This window comes from Halomonas sp. ABH4_019 (assembly GCF_056159885.1).
The window spans coordinates 264,929-285,636 of the sequence record NZ_JBSWWC010000003.1 but is presented as its reverse complement, the minus strand read 5'-3'; the positions used below and the strand labels follow the sequence as shown (position 1 = coordinate 285,636).

General features: G+C 66.6%; 13 protein-coding genes. 3 read left to right on the top strand and 10 right to left on the bottom strand.

Features of this window, described 5'->3' with window-relative positions; genetic code table 11:
• The first annotated feature begins 76 nt into the window (after window positions 1–76).
• Together ACXAFN_RS13655 and ACXAFN_RS13650 are read left to right on the top strand one after the other, a co-directional pair.
• Window positions 77–5,074 carry a two-partner secretion domain-containing protein gene (locus ACXAFN_RS13655; protein ID WP_474989366.1) on the top strand — a complete coding sequence of 1,666 codons (4,998 nt, stop codon included), beginning with the start codon at window positions 77–79 and terminating at the stop codon, window positions 5,072–5,074.
• A 39-nt stretch (window positions 5,075–5,113) separates the two neighbouring features.
• Window positions 5,114–6,787, top strand: a complete 1,674-nt coding sequence (locus tag ACXAFN_RS13650; protein ID WP_474989364.1) for a ShlB/FhaC/HecB family hemolysin secretion/activation protein — start codon at window positions 5,114–5,116, stop codon at window positions 6,785–6,787.
• Between the two features lie 159 nt (window positions 6,788–6,946).
• Here the strand turns inward: ACXAFN_RS13650 and ACXAFN_RS13645 are convergent, their stop codons facing one another.
• Window positions 6,947–7,495 carry a glycine zipper 2TM domain-containing protein gene (locus tag ACXAFN_RS13645; protein ID WP_474989362.1) on the bottom strand — a complete coding sequence of 183 codons (549 nt, stop codon included), beginning with the start codon at window positions 7,493–7,495 and terminating at the stop codon, window positions 6,947–6,949.
• 329 nt (window positions 7,496–7,824) lie between these two features.
• On the opposite strand from ACXAFN_RS13645, the gene ACXAFN_RS13640 reads away from it, so the two are divergent.
• Window positions 7,825–10,392, top strand: coding sequence for a GcvT family protein (locus ACXAFN_RS13640; protein WP_474989360.1), 2,568 nt, complete (start codon window positions 7,825–7,827; stop codon window positions 10,390–10,392).
• Window positions 10,393–10,567: 175 nt separating this feature from the next.
• Here ACXAFN_RS13640 and ACXAFN_RS13635 read toward each other — a convergent pair whose 3' ends face one another.
• The 9 genes from ACXAFN_RS13635 to ACXAFN_RS13595 form a co-directional block, all read right to left on the bottom strand.
• Window positions 10,568–11,860, bottom strand: coding sequence for an NAD(P)/FAD-dependent oxidoreductase (locus tag ACXAFN_RS13635; RefSeq protein ID WP_474989358.1), 1,293 nt, complete (start codon window positions 11,858–11,860; stop codon window positions 10,568–10,570).
• Window positions 11,861–12,030: 170 nt separating this feature from the next.
• A complete protein-coding gene (locus ACXAFN_RS13630) occupies window positions 12,031–13,398 on the bottom strand; it encodes a glutamine synthetase family protein (protein ID WP_474989356.1) in 1,368 nt (455 codons plus the stop codon).
• A gap of 54 nt (window positions 13,399–13,452) precedes the next feature.
• A complete protein-coding gene (locus ACXAFN_RS13625) occupies window positions 13,453–14,517 on the bottom strand; it encodes an ABC transporter substrate-binding protein (RefSeq protein ID WP_474989354.1) in 1,065 nt (354 codons plus the stop codon).
• Window positions 14,518–14,556: 39 nt separating this feature from the next.
• Window positions 14,557–15,354 carry an ABC transporter permease gene (locus ACXAFN_RS13620; RefSeq protein ID WP_474989352.1) on the bottom strand — a complete coding sequence of 266 codons (798 nt, stop codon included), beginning with the start codon at window positions 15,352–15,354 and terminating at the stop codon, window positions 14,557–14,559.
• Complete coding sequence (locus ACXAFN_RS13615) at window positions 15,351–16,274, bottom strand: ABC transporter permease (RefSeq protein WP_474989350.1); 924 nt, start codon at window positions 16,272–16,274, stop codon at window positions 15,351–15,353. The genes ACXAFN_RS13620 and ACXAFN_RS13615 overlap by 4 nt, the downstream gene beginning before the upstream one ends.
• Window positions 16,275–16,284: 10 nt before the next feature.
• Complete coding sequence (locus ACXAFN_RS13610; RefSeq protein WP_474989348.1) at window positions 16,285–17,409, bottom strand: ABC transporter ATP-binding protein; 1,125 nt, start codon at window positions 17,407–17,409, stop codon at window positions 16,285–16,287.
• A gap of 33 nt (window positions 17,410–17,442) precedes the next feature.
• The gene (locus ACXAFN_RS13605) at window positions 17,443–18,732 is read right to left on the bottom strand and encodes an NAD(P)/FAD-dependent oxidoreductase (protein ID WP_474989346.1); all 1,290 of its coding nucleotides are present in this window, start codon (window positions 18,730–18,732) and stop codon (window positions 17,443–17,445) included.
• A 662-nt stretch (window positions 18,733–19,394) separates the two neighbouring features.
• The gene (locus ACXAFN_RS13600) at window positions 19,395–19,973 is read right to left on the bottom strand and encodes a sugar O-acetyltransferase (protein WP_474989344.1); all 579 of its coding nucleotides are present in this window, start codon (window positions 19,971–19,973) and stop codon (window positions 19,395–19,397) included.
• Between the two features lie 111 nt (window positions 19,974–20,084).
• Window positions 20,085–20,621, bottom strand: a complete 537-nt coding sequence (locus ACXAFN_RS13595; protein ID WP_474989342.1) for an ester cyclase — start codon at window positions 20,619–20,621, stop codon at window positions 20,085–20,087.
• Window positions 20,622–20,708 lie beyond the last annotated feature (87 nt).

Sequence of the window (20,708 nt, the reverse complement as noted above, 5' to 3'; positions counted from 1 at the left end):
GGCTATAGACCATTCGACGTGACTACCCTTGTGAGATTAAAAAAACCGACCGTCCGCAGGGGTTCGAAGAGTCGCCATGAACCACACATACCGTACCGTCTGGAAGGCCGCCAAGGGCAGCTGGCATGCCGTGGGCGAAAACGTCAAGGGCAAAGGAAAAAGTTCTGCCAGCCGCCGCTCATCCCGTCCCATCGGTGGGCCCGTTGGCGGCTTGATGCTGGCAACCCTCCCCGCGCTCGGCTCGGAGTTACCTAGCGGCGAACAGATCGTGGGAGGCACCGGCAGCCTCGATCGCCAGGAAAACCAGCTGACCATCCGGCAAGACAGCCAGAACCTGGCCATCGAGTGGGAAGACTTTTCCATCTCGGAACGTCACCGAGTGGAATTCGTACAACCCAACGCCGATGCAGCCGCGCTTAACCGCGTAACCGGAGATAACGTTTCCGAGATCCGCGGCGCTCTCTCCGCCAACGGCCGAGTGTTCCTGATCAACCCCAACGGCATCTCGTTCTCCTCCACCGCCCGAGTGGATGTGGGCGCACTGGTGGCCTCCACGCTGGATATCTCCACCGAAGACTTCATGGCCGGCCGCTACACCTTCGAAGGCGGTAGCGGCAATGCGGTCATCAACCAGGGGCAAATCACCGCCGCTGAGGGCGGCCATGTAGCGATGATCGCCGCCGAGATCATCAACAACGGCAGCATCGACACCCCGCGAGGCAGCACCCTGATGGGCGCCGGCAGTCGCGTGACCCTCGATCTCGGCGGGCCAGTCAAGATCGAGGTCGAGGCCGCCGCGCTGGAGACCCACATCGAGCAGGGCGGAGCCATCCGCGCCGATGGCGGACTGATCTACCTCACCGCCGCGGCCGCCAACGACCTGACCAGTAGCGTCATCAACCATACCGGCATCAGCGAGGCTCGCACTCTCGCCAGTGGCGAAAATGGCGACATCGTGTTGATGGGTGATATGGACTCCGGCACGCTGCGCGTCTCCGGCGCCCTGGATGCCTCGGCCCCCGCAGGCGGCGATGGCGGCTTTATCGAGACCTCGGCGGCGCGGGTCAGCCTGGCCGATGAAGTTCGGGTCACCACCCTCGCCGAGACGGGAGATACCGGCGAATGGCTGATCGACCCCAGTGATTTCCACGTACGCGACGGAAGTGACCCGCAAACCGACAGCGGCATCGGCGCCGATACCCTGAGCGACAACCTCGCCTCCACCGACATTACCCTGCAGACCGTGGCCACTGGCAGCGAAGCCGGCGATATCCATGTGGACGCCCCTGTCAGCTGGAACGCCGCCACCCACCTCACCCTGGACGCCCACAACGACATCCTGATCAATGCCCCCATCACCGTGCAGCACAGTGGCGGCGGCCTGGCGCTGGAATATGATGGCGGCGGCTACCAGGTCAACGCCCCGGTCAGTTTCACCGCTGGCAGCGGCGGAACCTTCAGTGCCAATGGCTCCGCCTTCACCCTCATCCACGATGTGGATCAACTTCAAGCGATAAACACCGACCTGGCCGGGAGGTACGCCCTGGCCACGGATATCGATGCCGGTGCCACGGCAGGCTGGGCGGGCGGCTTTTCTCCATTGGGAAGAGTGCCCTACGGCAATGCCTTTACCGGGCACTTCGAGGGGTTGGGGCATACCATCGACGGCTTGGTGTCTACGCCATCGGGCGGCTTCTTCGGCGCGGATAATACCGCACTCTTCGGTGCGACAAACGGCGGCGCAGTGATTCGTAATGTCGGTTTGGTTGATGTGGTGATCACGGGGCAGAACCAGGTCGGCGCGCTGGTAGGTGATGCCTATAACACCACCATTGATAACAGCTACGCGACGGGACGGGTCAATGGTGAGCAGAATGTTGGCGGCTTGGCGGGCTACACCACGGGTGTCGAGATCAGCAACAGCTTCTCGGATATTGACGTTGACTTAACCGGTCGTTTTGGCGGTGGCCTCATCGGCTATGCATGGAACAGTGACGTCAACCATAGCTATGCCTCTGGAAGCGTAACGGGTGACACTCAACTCGGCGGGCTAATTGGAAAATCAAACGGCACCCAAGTGGAAAACGCCTATGCCGTGGCAAACATTAGTGGCAGTAATGATCTAGGTGGCTTGGTTGGTGAGCTGGACGGTGGGTCTGTCACTCAGAGCTACGCCGCTGGACGAGTATCGGGCACGGGTGGTGGCTTGGTCGGTTACGATTGGGATGACGGCGCCAATGTGCAAGGCAGCTTTTACAGCATTGACGGCACCGGTAAAACCGCATCCGACGCGGGTACCGGCTTAACGACGGCCGAGATGCAACAGCTCGATGAATTTGTTGCCGCCAGTTGGGACATCGACGCCCAGGGCGGCACCGGCAGCGTCTGGCGCATCTACGAAGACCACACCACCCCGCTGCTGCGCAACTTCCTCACACCGCTGATGGTGCTGCCCGAATACGACGGCAGTGGTGCTCACCTGATGGATATCGGCGCCGCCACGGGCGACGCGCTGAACGATCCACGGATCTCAGGCGGCCAAACCAACACCGCACTGACCCTCACCGGCAGCGCCAACAGCGGCGAATACCTGGCCAGCCTGGACCTCGATGGCCTCTATTCCGGCCAGCGTGGATACGACCTGATAGCCGGGAAGCGAACCATCGGTGACAGCAACGTCACCGCCGCCGGCGATATCGCCCTCACCAATGGGGCAAGCTGGGACAATGGCACCCTGTACATCGATGCCAGCGGCGATATTACCAACATTGGCGCCATCAGCGGCGGCGATAACAGTGTCCTTGATTTGGTGAACGGCCGTTGGCAACAAAACGCGACTGCCTTGTCGGCCTTTACGGTCAACGACTTCCGCCTCAAGGAAGACACCGCCAGCTTCCTGCGCGCCTCTGGTGGCAACGGTACCGCAACCGCCCCCTACCAGATCGGCGATGTGTATGGCCTGCAGGGCCTGGAGTCCCACACGCTGCTGGGCAGCGCTTTCACTCTGGCCAACGATATCGACGCCAACGGCACCGCCAACTGGCATGCCGGCAACGGCTTTGATCCCATTGGCGATTCCGCAAACCGCTTTACCGGCAGCCTCAATGGCCAGGGCCATATCATCGAGGGCCTGGCCATTCAACGTCCCACCGAACGCTATGTTGGGCTGTTTGGAGGCACCGAAGACGCCGCGTTGGGGAACGTCGGGTTATCGGATGTCAGTCTGGCAGGAGAACTCGCTGTTGGCGCTCTGGTCGGGCACGCTCTCAATACATCCATCGACAACGGCTTTGCGAGCCGTGGTCAGGTAACGGCATCGATTCAGGCCGTTGGCGGACTAATTGGGGGCGGCTCAGGGGGCGCTATTCGAAACAGCTACGCGGATGTGGCAGTGTTGGCGGAGGCAAGAGGAACCGCCTCCGGCGTGGCCGGTGGGCTACTCGGCGCCGGCTCCATGGATATCAGCAACAGCTATGCCCGCGGCGATGTCAGTAGCCCAGCATCGCAAGTGGGAGGCCTGGTGGGCCAGTATAATGGCGGCACCATCACTAACGGCTATGCCACGGGCAAGGCGAGTGGTGCCTCTTCGGTCGGCGGGGTTGTCGGCAACCTCTTGTTCGGTGCGTCTCTCAGTAATGCCTTTTGGAATCGGGATGCCAGCCCGGGCCTGAACGGCGTGGGCACCACTCCGGCGGCAGCCGGCGTAACCGGCAAGAGCCTGACCGAACTGCAAACCCTGTCCACCTTCACCGACGCGGGCTGGGACATCGACGCCCAGGGCGGTACCGGCAGCGTCTGGCGCCTCTACGAGGGCCACACCACGCCGCTGCTGCGCGGCTTTCTCACACCGCTGACGGTGGCCGCCGATGATGCCAGCACCACCTACGACGGCAACGTGCAGACCGGTCCGGGCACCTGGAGCGCCAGCGGCCCCCACGACGCCAGCCTGATCCTCGGTACCGCCAGCATCACCGGTGGCGGCAAGGATGCCGGCCGCTACGGGATTGCTCTCGATGGCCTGTACTCCGGCCAACACGGGTACGACCTGACCTTCAACGACGGCACCCTGACCATCGACAAGGCGAACGCCTCCGTCACCGCCAACAGCGATACCGTGACCTATAACGGCGTCACGCAGAACGTGAACGGCTTTACCGCCACCGGCCTGGTCGGCGGCGAAGACGCAAGCGTCCTCACCGGTGTCACCACCTCGGGCGGCGGCGGCAAAGACGCGGGCACTTACACGCACACCGCCAGCGGCAGCGACGGTAACTACCTGCTGACCTTCGTCGACGGCGAACTGACTATCAACAAGGCGAACGCCACCGTCACCGCCAACAGCGATAGCGTGACCTATAACGGCGTCACGCAGAACGTGAACGGCTTCACCGCCACCGGCCTGGTCGGCGGCGAAGACGAAAGCGTCCTCACCGGTGTCACCACCTCGGGCGGCAGCGGCAAAGAAGCGGACACTTACACGCACACCGCCAGCGGCAGCGACGGCAACTACGAGCTGAGCTTCGTGGCGGGAGAGCTGACGGTCACCCCCCGCCCAGTCACCTTAACCGCGGATGACCAACACAAACACCAGGGCCAGGCCGACCCACCCCTCAGTTGGCAGGCCGACTGTGGTGCAGCAACAGCCGACTGCGGCCTCGTGGCCGGCGAGAGCCTGACTGGTGACCTGCTCCGGGAGCCCGGTGAAGAGGTAGGGCGCTATGAAATCGAGCAAGGCTCGCTTACTGACACCGCCAACCCCAACTATGCCATCACCTTTGAGGAGGGCGAGTTGTTGATTGCCGCCCTCCCCCCTACGCCGGAGCCGGAGCCCGAGCCCGAGCCCGAGCCCGAGCCCGAGCCTGAGCCGAGCCCAGAACCGGAACAAAGCGGCTCAATAGCCTACCCCGCGGAGGTAAGCATCGCGGTATTGCAACGGCGAACCATCGATAAGGCGGGGACATCGCTGTCGGAGAGTGAGGCGGCACCGCAACCCTTCGAGACGCTGCAACTGCGCGTGGAAGAAGACGGTATTCGCCTACCGGCCGGCGTCAGTACCCCACCTTTCTCGCCTTGACCGCCGCAAATGGATTATTGCCACGGGGACATGGGAACCATGCAATCGCCATATGAGATCACGACCTTTCGCTCCGAACCGGGGCGGAGACGAACGACCCGCCTGGGCCTGGCGCTACTCGGCGGTCTGCTGACAGGCCCGCAGGCATGGGCCCAGACGCCCCCGGATGCCGGACAAATACTGCAGCAGAGCCAACCGGACACCATCGCGCCACGCACGCCTTCCGTGGCACTGGAACTGGGGGGCGAGCCCTTGGCCGAGGCACCCGTCGGCGGTCAGCGGGTCACCTTGTCGGGAGTCCGTTTCGTGGGCAACACCCGTTTCTCCGACGGGGCATTGACGGAGGCCATCCACGACGACCTGGACGCGCCTCAGGATCTGGCTGGGCTACGCCATCTCGCCAACCGGATCAGCCGCTACTATCGCGAGCGGGGTTACCTTTTCGCCCGAGCCTTCCTCACGGCCCAGTCCCTGAAGGATGGCGTCCTGACTCTGCGGGTGCTCGAGGGGCGCTATGGCCAGGCCGAAGCCACCAGCGACGATGACGCGCTGGCCGATGCCGCACGCCCCTACCTGGCGCCGCTGGCCACGGGACGCCTGATCGCGTCGGACACCCTGGAGCGTCAGCTGCTGCTGCTGGGCGACCTGCCGGGCCTGGCCGTCACGCCGATCATCCGCCCGGGAGCGGAGCTCGGCCAGGGGGATCTGGAGGTACAGGTACACGACGCCGAACGCCTGGCCGTCGAGCTGGGCGCCGATAACCACGGCAGCCGCTTCGCCGGGGAATATCGCGCCCGCACCACGCTTGCCGCCCACCGGGTCCTGAGCGTCGGCGACGCGCTGAAGCTCTCCGCGCTTTACACTAACGAAGCGACCTGGCTGGGGAATGTGAGCTACTCACTCCCCCTGGGCGCCAACGGCCTGCGCGGCGAAGTGGGCTATGCGCATACCGATTACACCCTGGGCAGGGGGTTCGAAGGCTATACCGGTACGGCAGCGGTCTATTCGGCGACCCTGAGCTACCCGCTGCTACGCAGCCAGCGAGCCAATGTGTCACTCAGCGCGCGTTACCAGTACAAGGACCTGGACGACGACATCGATTTCGCCGACTACCGCAAGGCCACCGAAAGCCATGGCCTGCCGCTCGGCGTTCGCTTCGATGCCCGCGATGGCCTGGGCCGAGGGGGTATCACCTTCGGCACCCTGAGCGTAACGCCGGGTACGCTGGAACAGTCGCAGACCGGCATGGCCGACAGCGACTATGATTTTACCAAGCTCAACCTGAATATCGCCCGTGTGCAGACGCTCGGCCATGGCCTCGACCTGTATGGTCGAATTAGCGCCCAGTGGTCGGATCGCGACGCGCTGGATGGCTCGGAGAGCTTTTTCCTCGGCGGCCCCAACGGTGTGCGCGCCTTCCCTACCGGAGAGGGATCGGACAGCCGAGGCTGGCTGGCGCAGATGGAGCTCCGCTACCGCGCGGGTAACGATCTGGCCCCCTATCTGTTCTACGACCTCGGCCGCAGCCCGAATGGCGGACTGGACGCCGGCGACCCGCGCTCCCTGGCCGGGGCCGGGCTAGGACTGCGCTTTCAGCGCGCCGGGTTCCAGCTGGATATCAGCAGCGCCTGGGAAGTCCGCGGTGGCGATGCGCTGTCGGACGATCGCCAGCGCGACCCACGCATATGGGCCTCGGCGGCATACCGGTTTTAAGCCTGAAATGCCCATGGGCTAACGCGTTGAGGCCCCTGCCACATGTGCCCGGGCATCGCGCCTGACGAACGGCAAGCCGCCAAGGCATCGCCAGCGCAACGCAGAAAGGCCGACCCGCGAGGGTCGGCCCTTTCGTCATCGTTTCCAGGGCGAGGACGCTCAGCCCTGGGTTCGCGGCTCTCCCCACTGGGGCTCGCCGTCGACCACGCGGACCGTCTCGCCCTCGGGGCGCCGGTCCAGCCGGCTGGTATGGGCCTGGCCGTCGTAGCGCCAGCTGACCTCGTAACCGGTGGTCTCCTGATGGGAGTCGGTCACGGTATGGCAGCGCTGCTCGGTGGTGGAGACGGTCTGGCCGGCCTCGACGCGACGCTGGACCTCGCGGCCCGCGAAGCCGCCGCCGATGGCACCGGCCACGGTGGCGATCTTCTTGCCGCTGCCGCCGCCGACCTGGTTGCCCAGCAGCCCGCCGACGATGGCGCCGGCCGCCGTGCCGACCACGCTGTGCGGGTCGCGGGTCGGCGCCTGGCGCTGCACCACCACGTTCTCGCACACCTCGCGCGGCGTCTCCACGGTGCGGGTCAGGGGCTCGACCCCGGTGATGTCGGCAAACTGGGGCTGACGGCTTTCCTGGACCTGCCAGGCCCCGAAGGCCATGCCGCCGAGACCCAGTACCGCCAGGACGCTCCCCACCACGATCGACTTGCTCATGTTTCACCTCTTGTCGGGTTGTCGGGCGCCCGGGGCGCCACTCGCTGGAATCCTGGGAATCGCTCCAGACGGCTGCGATGGTCGGCCGGGGCGCGTCCTGCGCCGCCTTCGACGTCGATCAGTATCGTCTCCCCCGGCCCGGCACTCCAGGCGCTGCGGCGGAGTTTCACAGTTGCTGCGCCCCTGTCGCCTTGCCACGACACCCGCCGCCACCCCGGGCCGCCTGTCGCCGGGGCACATGCGAGCGTCGCCATGAGGCACTCCGGTGCCCCGAGGTGCATTAGCTTGACAGGATGGGGCACGCACCCGGGCAACGGAGGAGCACGACCATGGCGACCTTCCCCACGCAGGCGGACGCGGTGATCATCGGCCAGGGAGGCATCGTCGGCGCCTCCGTGGCCCATCACCTGATCGAGCTGGGCTGGAGCAATCTGGTGGGGCTCGACAAGTCGTCGATTCCCTCGGACATCGGCTCCACGGCCCACGCCTCGGACTTCTGCTTCATGACCGCCCACGACAAGATGTCGTGCTACACCACCACCTACAGCCAGCGCTTCTACGAGGAACGGGGACACTATGCCCGCATCGGCGGCCTGGAGGTGGCCCGGGTCGGCGACGACGCGCGCATGGCGGAACTCGCCCGCAAGGTGGCCTCGGGCAAGGCCTTCGGCACCCGGGCGCGGCTGGTCGGCCCCGACGAGGCCGCCGAGCGCTTCCCGCTGCTCGACAAGACGCTGATCCAGGGGGCGCTGTGGGATCCGGATGCCGGCCTGGTGGTGCCACGCTCCCAGCAGGTCGCCGGTGAGCTGATCGAGGAGGCCAGGGCCTCGGGCAAGCTCGCCGCCTTCGCCGACACCCCGGCGCTGGCCATCGACGTCCGCGACGGCCGGGTCCACGGCGTCGAGACGGCCAAGGGCTATATCGCCACCCCGGTGGTCATCGTCACCTCCGGCATCTGGGGGCCGCTGCCCGCGGCGCTGGGCGGGGCCGCCCTGCCGCTGATGCCGGTGGAGCACCCGCTGCTGTTCTTCGGCCCCTTCGATGCCTTCGCCGGCACCGGCAAGGAGATCGGCTACCCGCTGCTGCGCGACCAGGGCAATTCCGCCTACCTGCGCGACACCGGCGACCCCGCCACCACCGAGGGCGGCCAGCTCGAGTGGGGCTACTACGAGACCACCAACCCCAGGCTGGTACACCCCAGCGAGATACTGGAACGCCATCAGGCCAGGCTCTCGCCCTCCATGCGCGACCTGGAGCTCGACCAGGTCATGCACGCCTTCGAGCGGGCCATCGAGCTCACCCCGGTGCTCGGCGAGCTCGGCTGGGACGAGAAACACTCCTTCAACGGCCTGCTCTCGGTGACCAATGACGGCGGCTCGCTGCTCGGCGAATCCCCCGAGACCCGCGGGCTGTGGTTCTGCGAGGCGGTATGGGTCAAGGACGGCCCGGGCATGGGCAAGGTGCTGGCCGACTGGCTGACCACCGGGCATCCGGCGCTCGACCCGTTCGGCATCGACATCGCCCGCTTCTACCCGGTGCAGAAGACGCCGGACTACGTCTACGGCCGCTGCCAGGAGATCGCCCGCAAGATCTACGACCCGGCGGTGCATCCTCGCGAGCCCTTCGAATCAGGCCGCAACCTGCGCCGCGGCCCCTTCTGGCCCCGCGAGGTGGAGCTCGGCGGCCACTTCATGGAGGCCGCCGGCTGGGAACGCGCCCACGGCTACGCCGCCAACGACCACCTGCTGGAACGCTACGGCGATCGCGTGCCGGAGCGCCCGGCCGAGTGGGACGCCCGGCACTTCTGGCGAGTCTCCAACGCCGAACACCTGGCGCTCAGCGACGACGTGGGCATGATCAACCTCTCCCACTTCGCCATCTTCGACCTGCGCGGCCCCGACGCCGAGGCGCTGCTGGAGTATCTCTCGGTGGCCAGGGTCGGCGGCGACACGCCGATCGGCAAGGGCGTCTACACCCACTTCCTCGACCAGCTCGGCGGGATCCACTCCGACCTGACCATCGTGCGCCTGGCCGCCGATGCCTACCGGGTGATCTGCGGCGGCGACACCGGCCACCGCGACCTGATGTGGCTGACCCGCCAGGCCGAGGCCCGCGGCCTGACCCGCTGGCACCTGGAGGATCGCACCGACAGCCTGGCCACGCTGGGCGTCTGGGGCCCCAATGCCCGCCGCACCCTGCAGGCGCTGGCCGACGATCCCGAGGCCCTGTCGACGGAGCGCTTTCCCTTCGCCACGGCCCGCGAGATCCGTCTGGGAGGCTTGCCGGTATGGGCCTTCCGCATCTCCTACGTGGGCGAGCAGGGCTGGGAGCTCTACGTGCCCTTCAGCTACGGCCTGGCCCTGTGGGACCGGCTCTTCGCGCTCGGCGTCACCCCGGTGGGTATCGAGACCTACGCCAACAGCCGACGCCTGGAGAAGAGCCTGCGGCTGCAGAACGTCGACCTCTTGACCGAGTACAACCTCTATGAGGCCGGCCTGGCCCGCCCCAGGGTCAAGGCCGAGGACTTCCACGGCAAGGCCGCCTACCTGGAGCAACGCGGCCGCGACCGCCAGCCGGCCTACCTGTGCACCCTGACCCTGGACGATCCCCTGGACGCCCGGGGCCAGCCCCGCTACCCGGTGGGCCAGGCGCCGATCCTCGACCCCGATAGCGGCGAGGTGCTGGTCGACGCCCTGGGTCGACGCTCCTACGTCACCAGCTTCGCCTTCGGCCCCTCGGTGGGCAAGACCATCGCCCTGGGCTACCTGCCGGCGGACGCCGCCCGGGAGGGCGACACCCTGCTGATGGAGTACTTCGGCGAGCACTACCCGATGCGCATCGCGGCGGTAGGCTACAAGCCGCTCTACGATCCCGAGAACCGGCGCCCCAGGAGCTGAGGGGCCGCTCGGGGATCATGGCCACGGGCAAGGGGTAAGGGGTAAGGAGCGAGGAAGAAGGAGTGGGGAGAAAGGAGGGATAAGGAGCCGCATCTTCGGGAGGTGCTGCGCACGGGAGGGTCGGCCCCGATGAGCCAACCCCGCCGTCATGGCACGTCCTGAGATCCGGGGCGCCTCAGATCCCCAGGCGGTCGCGGGTCTCGTAGTACCAGGCGCCCATGGCCGAGAGCGGCACGCGCAGCATGCGCCCGCCCGGGAACGGCAGGTGCGGCAGGTCGGCGAAGGCATCGAAGCGTTCCTCGCGCCCGGCCATGGCCTCGGCGATCAGCCGTCCGGCCAGGTGGGTGCAGGTCACGCCGTGGCCGGAGTAGCCCTGGGCATAGTAGACGTTGTCGTTGATCACCCCGAACTGCGGCAGCCGATTGAGGGTCATCAGGAAGGTGCCGCTCCAGGCGTAGTCGACGCGCACGTCGTCGAGGCCCGGGAAGGTCTTGAGCAGCTTGGGCCGGATCACCGCCTCGATGTTGGCCGGATCCTGCCCGCCGTAGTTGACCCCGCCGCCGTAGATCAGGCGATTGTCGGCTGTCAGCCGGAAATAGTCGAGCAGGTAGTTGCAGTCCTCGACGGCGAGGTTGTTGGGCAGCAGCGCCCGGGCGCGCTCCTCGCCCAGCGGCTCGGTGGTGATAATCTGGGTGCCGCAGGGCATCGACTTGCCCTCCAGCGCCGGCATGATGCCCTGATGATAGGCGTTGCCGGCCATCACCACTCGCTCGGCGCGCACCATGCCACGGGGCGTGGACAGCCGCACCGGCTGGCCGTGCTCGACCGCCGTCACCGGCGTGCGCTCGTAGATCACGCCGCCCAGGGACTCCACCGCCGCGGCCTGGCCCAGCACCAGGTTGAGCGGATGGAGATGCCCGCCGGAGTGGTCGACCAGCGCGCCCACGTAACGCTCGGTGCCCACCTCGCGCTTGACCTCATCCCCCTCCAGCAGCTCCAGCTCGCGGTTGCCATAGCGCTCCCACAGCGCCTTGTGCTCGACCAGGCCCTTCATCTGTCGATCATTGCAGGCGGCGAACAGGTTGCCCTCGCGCAGGTCGCAGTCGATGGCGTAGCGGGCGATGCGGTCGCGGATGATGCGGTTGCCCTCGAAGGCCATGTCGCCCAGCGCCCGGGCCGTGTCGACGCCGTACTTGTCCTCGATGACGTCCATGTCACGGCTGTAGCTGTTGACGATCTGGCCGCCGTTGCGCCCGGAGGCCCCGAAGCCGACCCGGGCGGCCTCCAGCACGATCACCTTGTGACCCTGCTCGGCCAGGTGCAGGGCCGCGGAGATGCCGGTGAAGCCGGCGCCCACCACGCAGACGTCGCAGCTCGCCTCGCCCTCCAGGGCGGGCCGTTCGGGGGCGGCGTTGGCGGTGGCGGCGTACCAAGATCCGACGTGTTCGGTATCGTTCGAGACGCTCATGGGGCCTCCAGAGTGGTTATTTTATTTAACACATGATGCCCAATGATACGGCGCATTGGCGGGGAATGCCAAGTCATTAGACATGCTTTTCTTGCCAGCCTCGTTGCCAACGCAAGAGGGCGCCGGCATGGCCGGCGCCCTCCCCTCCCTGACGCGCATGGCGGGTGGGGTCACACCCGCAGCAGCAGATGTTCGCGCTCCCAGGAGCTGATGACCTGGAAGTACTCGCGGTGCTCGGCCCGCTTGACCGCCAGGTAGCTGTTGGTGAAGCGCTCGCCGAGGATCTCGGCCAGCGCCGGGCAGTCGCGCAGCAGGTCCAGCGCCGGGCCGATGTCGTCGGGCAGCTTGTGGCCACCGGACCAGGCCGAGCCGACCACCGGCGGGCGGGGCTCGAGCTGGCCGAGCATGCCGAGGTAACCGCAGGCCAACGAGGCCGCCATCACCAGGTAAGGATTGGCATCGGCCCCGGCCAGGCGATTCTCGACCCGGGTCGCCTCGGGGGGCGACACCGGCACCCGCAGCCCCACGGTGCGATTGTCGGTGCCCCATTCGACGTTGATCGGCGCCGAGCCGCTGGTCTCGGTGCGCATCAGCCGCCGATAGGAGTTGACGTTGGGCGCCAGCAGCGGCATGGCCGAGGGCAGGTAACGCTGCAGCCCGCCGATGAACTGCTGGAACAGCCGGCTGGGCTTGCCGTCGTCGCCGGCGAACAGGTTGTCGCCGGCCTCGGTGTCCACCAGGCTCTGGTGGAGGTGCATCGAGCTGCCGGGCTCGTTGGACATCGGCTTGGCCATGAAGGTGGCGTACATGCCGTGGCGCAGCGCCGTCTCGCGCAGGGTGCGCTTGAACATCACCACCTGGTCGGCCAGCTTCAGGGGATCGCCATGCTGGAAGTTGACCTCCATCTGGCCGGCCCCTTCCTCGTGGATCAGGGTGTCCAGGTCGAGGCTCATGGCATCGCAGTAGTCGTACATCTCCTCGAACAGCGGGTCGAACTCGTTGACCGCATCGATGGAGAACGACTGGCGGCTGCTCTCCTGGCGCCCGTTGCGGCCGACCGGCGGCTCCAGAGGATAGTCGGAGTCGGTATTGGTCTTGACCAGGAAGAATTCAACCTCGGGGGCCACCACCGGCTTCCAGCCGCGCTCCTCATAGAGCGCCAGCACCCGCTTGAGCACGTGACGCGGGGCGAGCTCGACCGGCTCGCCGGTCAGGTAGTGGCAGTCGTGGATGATCTGGGCCGTGGGATCGTCGGCCCAGGGCACCGGAAAGACGGCATGGGGATCGGGCACCAGCTCCATGTCGCGCTCGGCGGGATTCCAGAAGTGGATGTCCTCGTCGTCGGGATAGCCGCCGGTGACGGTCTGGATGAAGATCGAGTCCGGCAGCCGCGGGCGACCGCCGCCCAGGTACTTGCCGGCGGGCATGATCTTGCCCTTGAGGATGCCGGTGAGGTCGGTGACCAGACACTCCACCTCGGTGATGCCGCGGGCCTGGAACCAGTCGTTGAAATGGGGATTTTCCTGGCGGTTACTCATGGGATTTCCTTGCTCTGGGCTGGGGCCCCGGCCCTGCGGCCGGGGCCCGTCGTCTCACCGCGCCTTGACCTCGGACCACAGCTGCTGGAAGGTCTGCAGCTGCTCGCCCGCAAGGGTCGGAGTGAAATACAGGTGTTCCATGTCCTCGTCGGAGGGCAGGATCGGCGGCTGGGTCAGCGCCGCGTCGAGGTAGGGCTCGGCCGCGGCGTTGGGGCTCGCGTAGTAGTTGTAGTTGGAGAGCTGGGCGCCGACCTCGGCATCGAGGATGAAGTCGATGAACTTGTGGGCCAGGTCGGCGTTGGGGGCCTCGGCGGGGATCATCATGGCGTCGACCCACATCTCGGCCCCCTCCTCCGGGATCATGAACGCCAGGTTCTCGAAGGCCTCGGGGTCCTCGTCCTTGTAGAAGAAGTAGTCGCCGTTGTAGGACATGCCGGCGTGGATCACGCCCCGCGCCAGCTGCTGCAGCGCCGGGGTGCCGTCGGAGAAGCCGCTGAAGGTGTCGCGGTTCTTGGTCTCGATCATCAGCTGGGCAGCCTCGCGCCAGCCGTCCAGGCCGGTGCAGTCGTAGCCGTGGCCCAGGTAAGCGCAGGCCCCGCCCATGCTGACCTGGCCGTCGCTGATCATGGCGAAGGGATACTCGCCGTTGACCTCCGAGTCGAACAGCAGCGACCAGCTCTTGGGCGCGTCGGGGAAGGTCTCGGCGTTGTAGATGATGCCGGTGGTGCCCCACTGGTAGGGGGCGCTGTAGCGGCCGCCGGGATCGTAGGACGGGTCCTGGAACTGATCCATGACGTTGCCCAGGTTGTCGAGCTTGGACTTGTCAAGCTCCTGGACCAGGCCGGTCTCGATCAGCCGCGGGATGTAGTAGTTGGACGGCACGATGATGTCGTACTGGGAGACCCCGCCGGCGTTGAGCTTGGCGAACATCTCCGGCAGCGAGTTGAAGTAGTTCTGCACCACCTCGACATCGTACTGTTCCTCGAAGGCCTCGATGATGGCCGGGTCCATGTACTGCGTCCAGTTGAACAGGTAGAGCTTGCCTTCCTCGGCCTGGGCATGGCCGGCGAGGGCGAGCCCTCCCAGCGACAGGGCCATGGCGATCTTGTTGAACTTCATTGATGGCACTCCTTCGTTCCCTAGGGTGATGGTGCCGGCTCAGGTCGGCCGGCGACGGCTGAACGCCAGACTGAGAATGGCGGCGACGGCCACCGCGGCGATCATCAGCGCGGCGATGGCGTTGATCTCCGGCGACACGCCCTTCTTGATGGCGCCCCAGATGTAGATCGGCAGGGTCGCGCTCTCCGGTCCGGCGGTGAAGAAACTGATGACGAAGTCATCCACCGACAGGGTAAAGGAGAGGAAGAAGGCGGAAATCAACGCCGGCTTGATGGTCGGCAGCATGAAGTGCACCACTCGCTTGACCGGGGTCGCGTAGAGATCCTTGGCGGCCTCGAACAGCGTCGGATCCAGCCCCACGAAGCGCGAATAGACGATCAGCGCCACGAACGGAATCTGGAAGGTCACGTGGGCGATGATCATGGTGGAAAGCCCCGGCTGCAGCAGCCCGGTCCACTCGTGGATCTGCACGAAGAAGGCCATCTCGGAGATGCCGAAGACGATGTCGGGCAACACGATCGGCAAGTAAATCAGCACGATCAGCCAGCCCAGCTTGCGGTGACGATGGCGATACATGCCGTAGCCGAACACGCAACCGACCATCAGGGCGATCAGCGACGAGGCGATGGCCAGCACCAGGCTGTTGCCGAAGGCCGAGAGGATCTCCTCGTTGCCCAGCAGCTGGAAGTACCAGCGCAGCGAGAAGTCGGCGAAGTTGGCCGAGCTGTTGGCCGAGTTGAAGGAAAACAGCACCACCACCGCCAGCGGCAGGTAGAGAAAGGCCAGGGTCAGCCACCAGAAGGCGGTCAGGCCGCGATGCAGGGTCCGCTTTCTCATATCACCACCTCCTCGCCGCCGCCCAGGCGCTTGCCGAGGCGCCGCATGACGTAGAGCCCCAGGAAGGTCGCCAGCAGCATCAGGATCGCGCCGGCCGCCCCCAGCGGCCAGTTGGCCCCGCCGGAGAACTGATTGGCCACCAGGTTGCCGAGCATCATGCCCTTGCCGCCGCCGAGCAGCTCGGGGATCACGTACATGCCGAAGGCCGGGATGGCCACCAGCACGATGCCCGCCAGCAGCCCCGGCAATGTCTGCGGGAAGACGGCGTGCCAGAAGGCCCGCACCGGGCTGGCATAGAGGTCCTGGGCGGCCTCCACCTGGGCGGTGTCGAGCTTCTCGAAGGCGCCGTAGAGCGGCAGCACCATGAACGGCAGGAAGTTGTAGACCAGCCCCAGGGTGACCGCGAAGTTGGACGGGTAGAGGCCCATGTTGGGAGCGATCAGCCCCAGCCCCTCGGCCACCCCCGACAGCGGGGTCCCCGGCGCCAGCAGGTTCATCCAGCCGAAGGTGCGGATCACCTGGTTGGTCCAGGACGGCACCACCACGGCGAGCAGCAGGATCGGCCGCCACTTCTCACGGCAGGTGGTGATGTAATAGGCGATGGGATAGGCCACCACCACCACCAGCGCGGTGGACACCAGGGTCTGCCACAGCGAGCGCAGCAGGGTATAGAGGTTGCCCGGGCTCCAGCCCAGGAAGCCGAAACCGGCCAGGCGCTCGAAGGAGGCCAGCGACAGCGGCATCTGCGGCAGGCCGTAGGGCCCGTTGGTCATGAAGGCCACGCCCATCAAGTAGGCGCTGGGCAGCACCAGGAACAGGAAGATCCAGAACGCCCCCGGGGTCACCGTGAACAGCAGGTGGCGGGTCTCGCGGACCATGGCCCGGCTGCGGGCCGGGGGTATGACGCCGGCATAGGACATGTCCGCCTCCTCACTCGCTCAGGGTGACCAGGTCTTCCGGCGCCACCGCCACCGTCACCGTCTCGCCCACCTCGGGCAGGTGACGGCCGCGGTTGTTGACCGTGGCCTGCAGGGTGGTGTCGCCGAGCTCCAGGCGGAACTCGGCATGGCTGCCGCGATAGAGCCGCTCGGCCACCGTCGCCGTCAGGTGGTTGTCGCCCGCGACCTCGCCGGGCAGCAGGTCCAGGGTCTCGGGACGGATCAGCAGCAGCTCGCCGTCGCCGGCGTCCTCGGCGGTGAGCGTGCCCAGCGCCGTGGTCAGCCGCTCGCCCTGGCGGGCGCTGATCGGGTAGAGGTTGTCGTGGCCCATGAAGCGCGCCACGAAGGCGTTCACCGGCCGCTCGTAGACCTCCCGCGGCGCCCCCACCTGCTGGATGTTGCCGCCGTTGAGCACGGCGATGCGATCGGACATGACCATCGCCTCGTCCTGGTCGTGGGTAACGAACACGAAGGTCATGCCGAGGCGCTTCTGCACCCGCAGCAGCTCCACCTGCAGCTGGCTGCGCAGCCCGGCGTCCAGCGCCGAGAGCGGCTCGTCGAGCAGCAGCACGTCGGGCTCGCAGACCAGCGCCCGGGCCAGGGCGATGCGCTGGCGCTGGCCGCCGGAGAGCTGGTCGACGCGGCGGTCGACCAGGTCGCCAAGCTTGATGAACTCGGCGATCTCGTCGACCTTGGCGTTGCGCTCGGCGGTCGCCAGGCCGCGCATCTTGAGCCCGAAGGCCAGGTTCTCGCGCACCGAGAGATGCGGGAACAGCGCATAGGACTGGAAGACCGTATTGACGCTGCGCCGATGGGGCGGCACCTCGGTGACGTTCTTGCCACCCACCACCAGCGAGCCGTCGTCCGGCTCCTCGAGGCCGGCGAGGATCCGCAGCAGGGTGGTCTTGCCACAGCCGGACGGCCCCAGCAGGGTGAAGAACTCGCCGGCCCGGATGTCCAGGTCGACGCCGTCCAGGGCCACGGTATCGCGCCCGAAGCGCTTGTGGAGGCCCTGCATCTCGATCGAGGACGCCTTGCGGTTCGCCCGGTCTCGCTCATCGGCGGCCGGGCGGACCCCCGGCTCATCGGCGATCTCCGCCGTGATGGTCTCGCTCATGGGGATACCCTCTTCGCTTGTCGGCGGCCTCTCTCAGAGCCGGTCGCGCAGTTTGTAGAAGTTGGTGGCCAGCACCAGCAGCGGCTTGCGCAGGGCTCGCCCGCCCGGAAACCGGCGGTGCGGCATGGCGGCGAAGACGTCGAAGCGCTCGCTCTGGCCGGCGATGGCCTCGGCCATCAGCTTGCCGGCCAGCCCGGCCATGGCCATGCCGTGGCCGGAATAGCCCTGGGCATAATAGAGATTGTCGCCCAGGCGGCCGAAGTCGGGGGCCCGGTTCAGGGTAATCGCCACATCGCCGCCCCAGCGGTACTCGATCGGCACGCCCTCGAGCACCGGAAACAGCCGGGCGATCTTGGCGTCCATGCGCGCCTGCAGCCGCGGCGGCTCGCGGCCGTCGTAGCTGACCTCGCCGCCGTAGATCAGGCGGCGGTCGGCGCTGAGGCGATAGTAGTCGAGCACGAAGTTGGCATCGGCCAGGGCATCGTTCTTCGGCAGCACCTGCGCCGCCTGGGCCTCGCTCAGGGGGGCGGTGGCGATCATGTAGTTGGCGGCCCGCATGATGCGACCGGACAGCTCCGGGACCAGGCCACCGTGATAGGCATTGGTGGCCAGCACCACGAAGTCGGCGGTTACTCGGCCGCGCTCGGTGGTAACCGTGGCCGGCCGCTCACGGCGGATCTCGCGGGCGGCGCTGTGGGGGTGCACGCGCACCCCGGCACGCTGGGCCGCGCGGGCCAGGCCCAGGGTGTAGTTGAGGGGATGGAGATGGCCGCCCTCGCGATCGTGGAGGGCCGCCGGGTAGGCATCGGTGACCACGTGCTCGCGCAGGGCGTCGCCCTCGAGCCACGCCAGGGCGTCATAGCCGTAGTCGCGGGTCATCTGCTCGCGGAAGGCCTCGAGCTCCTTGACGTGGCGCGGCTTGACCGCGGCGTGCAGATAGCCCCAGGCCAGCTCGCAGGGAATGGCATGGCGCTCGACCAGCTCGGCGGTGAGGCGCACCGCCTCGCGGCTCATTTCCCATATCTCGCGGGCGCGAGGCAACCCGAGGGCCTGCTGGATGGTGGTGATGTCGGTGCCCAGGCCCGGCAGGATCTGCCCGCCGCTGCGGCCCGAGGCGCCGTGGCCGATTTCGCCGGCCTCGAGCAGCACCACCGAGTAGCCGCGCTCGGCCAGGTGCAGGGCCGTGGAGCAGCCGGTCACCCCACCGCCGATCACGCATACGTCGGCCCGGGTATCGCCCTCCAGCGGCGGGCTGGGCTCGAGCTCGACGGCGACGGAGGCGCGGTACCAGGAGGCCGGGCCGTCGGAGACGGAACTGCGCATACATTGCATCCTGTTATTGTTGTTGAATACTTTGACCGAAGGAGAGCCCAGGTCGGTCGACCCGTGGGCCTCACCGTCCCCTACAGTCTGACACCAGTCGCCGATCGCATGTCAAGTATTCAACAACACAAAATCGTGATTTTTTCATTATTAATGTAAAAACAGCGAGATAAAAAACAGTCTCGGTCGTTATCGTAAAGAAAAGACCGCCGGACGCCACCGCAAGACCGCGCCGGAGCCGCGTCGACACTCAACCGTTGAGATCGTTGAATATCTTGCGACCTTCCAACCAGGGACATGCGCCAGGATGGAGGGATCGAGCAACGCGCCAAGGGGGGGCGTAAAACACGACTGCCCGTCGATTCTCGGGGGTCGCAGGCCCAGCGGCAAGGGCCGGAGAGGGCGAAGACAGGCGGCACGGTGAACAGCCGAGCGGAGTGGAGGGAGCGAGGGCAATGGCGGCACCGCATGAGGAGCGCCGGCGGCGGCATGCAACATCCCAGGGCCGGCGGGACAGCCTGGCGATCCGCGGTCATCTCGCCCAAGCGGGCCCGCCCTCTAGAGGGTCATCCGCATAGCGGCTATGCGCATAGCGCTTCTACCGCGGCGGCGCTGCTTCACGACCCGGAACGCGCAAGAATGACCATGTAATCGCCCTCCCCTCACAAGGCCCGCACGATCTTGCAGGGGTTGCCAGCGGCAAAGACATTTTCCGGCAGTGATTTCGTGACCACTGACCCGGCCCCGATGGCCGTGCCCTCACCCACCGTTATCCCGGGAAGCAGTATTGCACCGCCTCCGATCCATGCGTTTTTCCCGATGATGACAGGCGCCGCATTCGTGCGGTAGCCGGGGATGCCGTCGCGCTCGAAGATACGGTCGCCGCTCGAGAGCGGGTGGCTGGTGGCGTAGATCTGGACCGCCGGGCCCAGAAGAGTGCCCTCTCCCACTTCGACGGTGTCGCCATCCAGGATGACGCAGTTGAAGTTCATGAAGACGCCATCTCCGAGGTGGATATTGCTGCCATCGTCGCAGTAAAACGGCGGTTCGATCCAAACTCCTTTGCCGCAATGCCCCATGAGCTCCTGGAGAAGGCGCTCGCGATGGGCAGGGAGGTCCGAAGCAGAGCGATTGTACTGCGTCAGTAAGCGGCGGGTTCTGTGGTGCCTTTCCAGGAAGTCGGCGGATCGGGTGTCGAACGAACCTCCCGCTCGCTGCCCGTTCCTATCGCCTTCTTTCATCCGTGCTCTCCTTTCCGGTGTCGTGGCTGCGGGCGGCAAATGAGGCGTTCATCCGCCGCCTGCAGCTCGGCCAGCGAGCCGGCAATGCTCGGGGCCCTGACCGCAGCGCCTTCAGGAAGGCGAATCCCCGTATCGCTCGGGGCGAGCGGCGCTGTCCATGGCTTCCCAGCCGTGCCCAGCGAAGGGGTCGACGCCGAGCTGCTGCATGACCGACGGAAAGTCGACCATGACCCAGTTATCGACGATCTTGCCGTCCACCACCTTCCAGAAATCCATGTAGCGGATCACCACTCGCTTGCCGGTGGGCGCGATACCCATGAACTCGCCGCTGTGCACGGCTTCCTGGCGGCCGAAGGCGGCACACCACTCGCCCTGGGCCAGGCGCGCCTCGTCGATGCACACCTTGTCGGAGAAGGCCGCCTGGAAGGGCCGCTGCCAGTTGGCCTGGAACTCCTCGAGCCCCTGCTTGAAACCGCAACCGGCATTACCCATCCAGCGAAAGGCATCGCTGAAGAAGCGCCCCATGTGGTCGATGTCGTGGTCGTTGAGGCCATCGACCATGGCATCGATGGTGGCGAGGGTCTCGTCGGTTTTGGAGAGGTCGTTGTGCCGCGTCAGTGCGGCCTGTTGAGGGCGTGCGCCGGGCATGGAATCACCTGTTGGGTTGATGAATCGTAACGTGCGATAGCACCTGGTCAGCCTAGCGCTCCCACGGCTCCGCCCACCATGTCACGG

Excerpts from the sequence above, each read along its gene's own strand:
- ACXAFN_RS13605 (WP_474989346.1), bottom strand. The coding sequence starts at position 18,732 with ATGCGCAGTTCCGTCTCCGACGGCCCGGCCTCCTGGTACCGCGCCTCC.
- ACXAFN_RS13635 (WP_474989358.1), bottom strand. The coding sequence starts at position 11,860 with ATGAGCGTCTCGAACGATACCGAACACGTCGGATCTTGGTACGCCGCC.
- ACXAFN_RS13630 (WP_474989356.1), bottom strand. The coding sequence starts at position 13,398 with ATGAGTAACCGCCAGGAAAATCCCCATTTCAACGACTGGTTCCAGGCC.
- ACXAFN_RS13610 (WP_474989348.1), bottom strand. The coding sequence starts at position 17,409 with ATGAGCGAGACCATCACGGCGGAGATCGCCGATGAGCCGGGGGTCCGC.
- ACXAFN_RS13595 (WP_474989342.1), bottom strand. The coding sequence starts at position 20,621 with ATGCCCGGCGCACGCCCTCAACAGGCCGCACTGACGCGGCACAACGAC.
- ACXAFN_RS13645 (WP_474989362.1), bottom strand. The coding sequence starts at position 7,495 with ATGAGCAAGTCGATCGTGGTGGGGAGCGTCCTGGCGGTACTGGGTCTC.
- ACXAFN_RS13625 (WP_474989354.1), bottom strand. The coding sequence starts at position 14,517 with ATGAAGTTCAACAAGATCGCCATGGCCCTGTCGCTGGGAGGGCTCGCC.
- ACXAFN_RS13600 (WP_474989344.1), bottom strand. The coding sequence starts at position 19,973 with ATGAAAGAAGGCGATAGGAACGGGCAGCGAGCGGGAGGTTCGTTCGAC.
- ACXAFN_RS13615 (WP_474989350.1), bottom strand. The coding sequence starts at position 16,274 with ATGTCCTATGCCGGCGTCATACCCCCGGCCCGCAGCCGGGCCATGGTC.
- ACXAFN_RS13650 (WP_474989364.1), top strand. The coding sequence starts at position 5,114 with ATGCAATCGCCATATGAGATCACGACCTTTCGCTCCGAACCGGGGCGG.
- ACXAFN_RS13620 (WP_474989352.1), bottom strand. The coding sequence starts at position 15,354 with ATGAGAAAGCGGACCCTGCATCGCGGCCTGACCGCCTTCTGGTGGCTG.
- ACXAFN_RS13655 (WP_474989366.1), top strand. The coding sequence starts at position 77 with ATGAACCACACATACCGTACCGTCTGGAAGGCCGCCAAGGGCAGCTGG.
- ACXAFN_RS13640 (WP_474989360.1), top strand. The coding sequence starts at position 7,825 with ATGGCGACCTTCCCCACGCAGGCGGACGCGGTGATCATCGGCCAGGGA.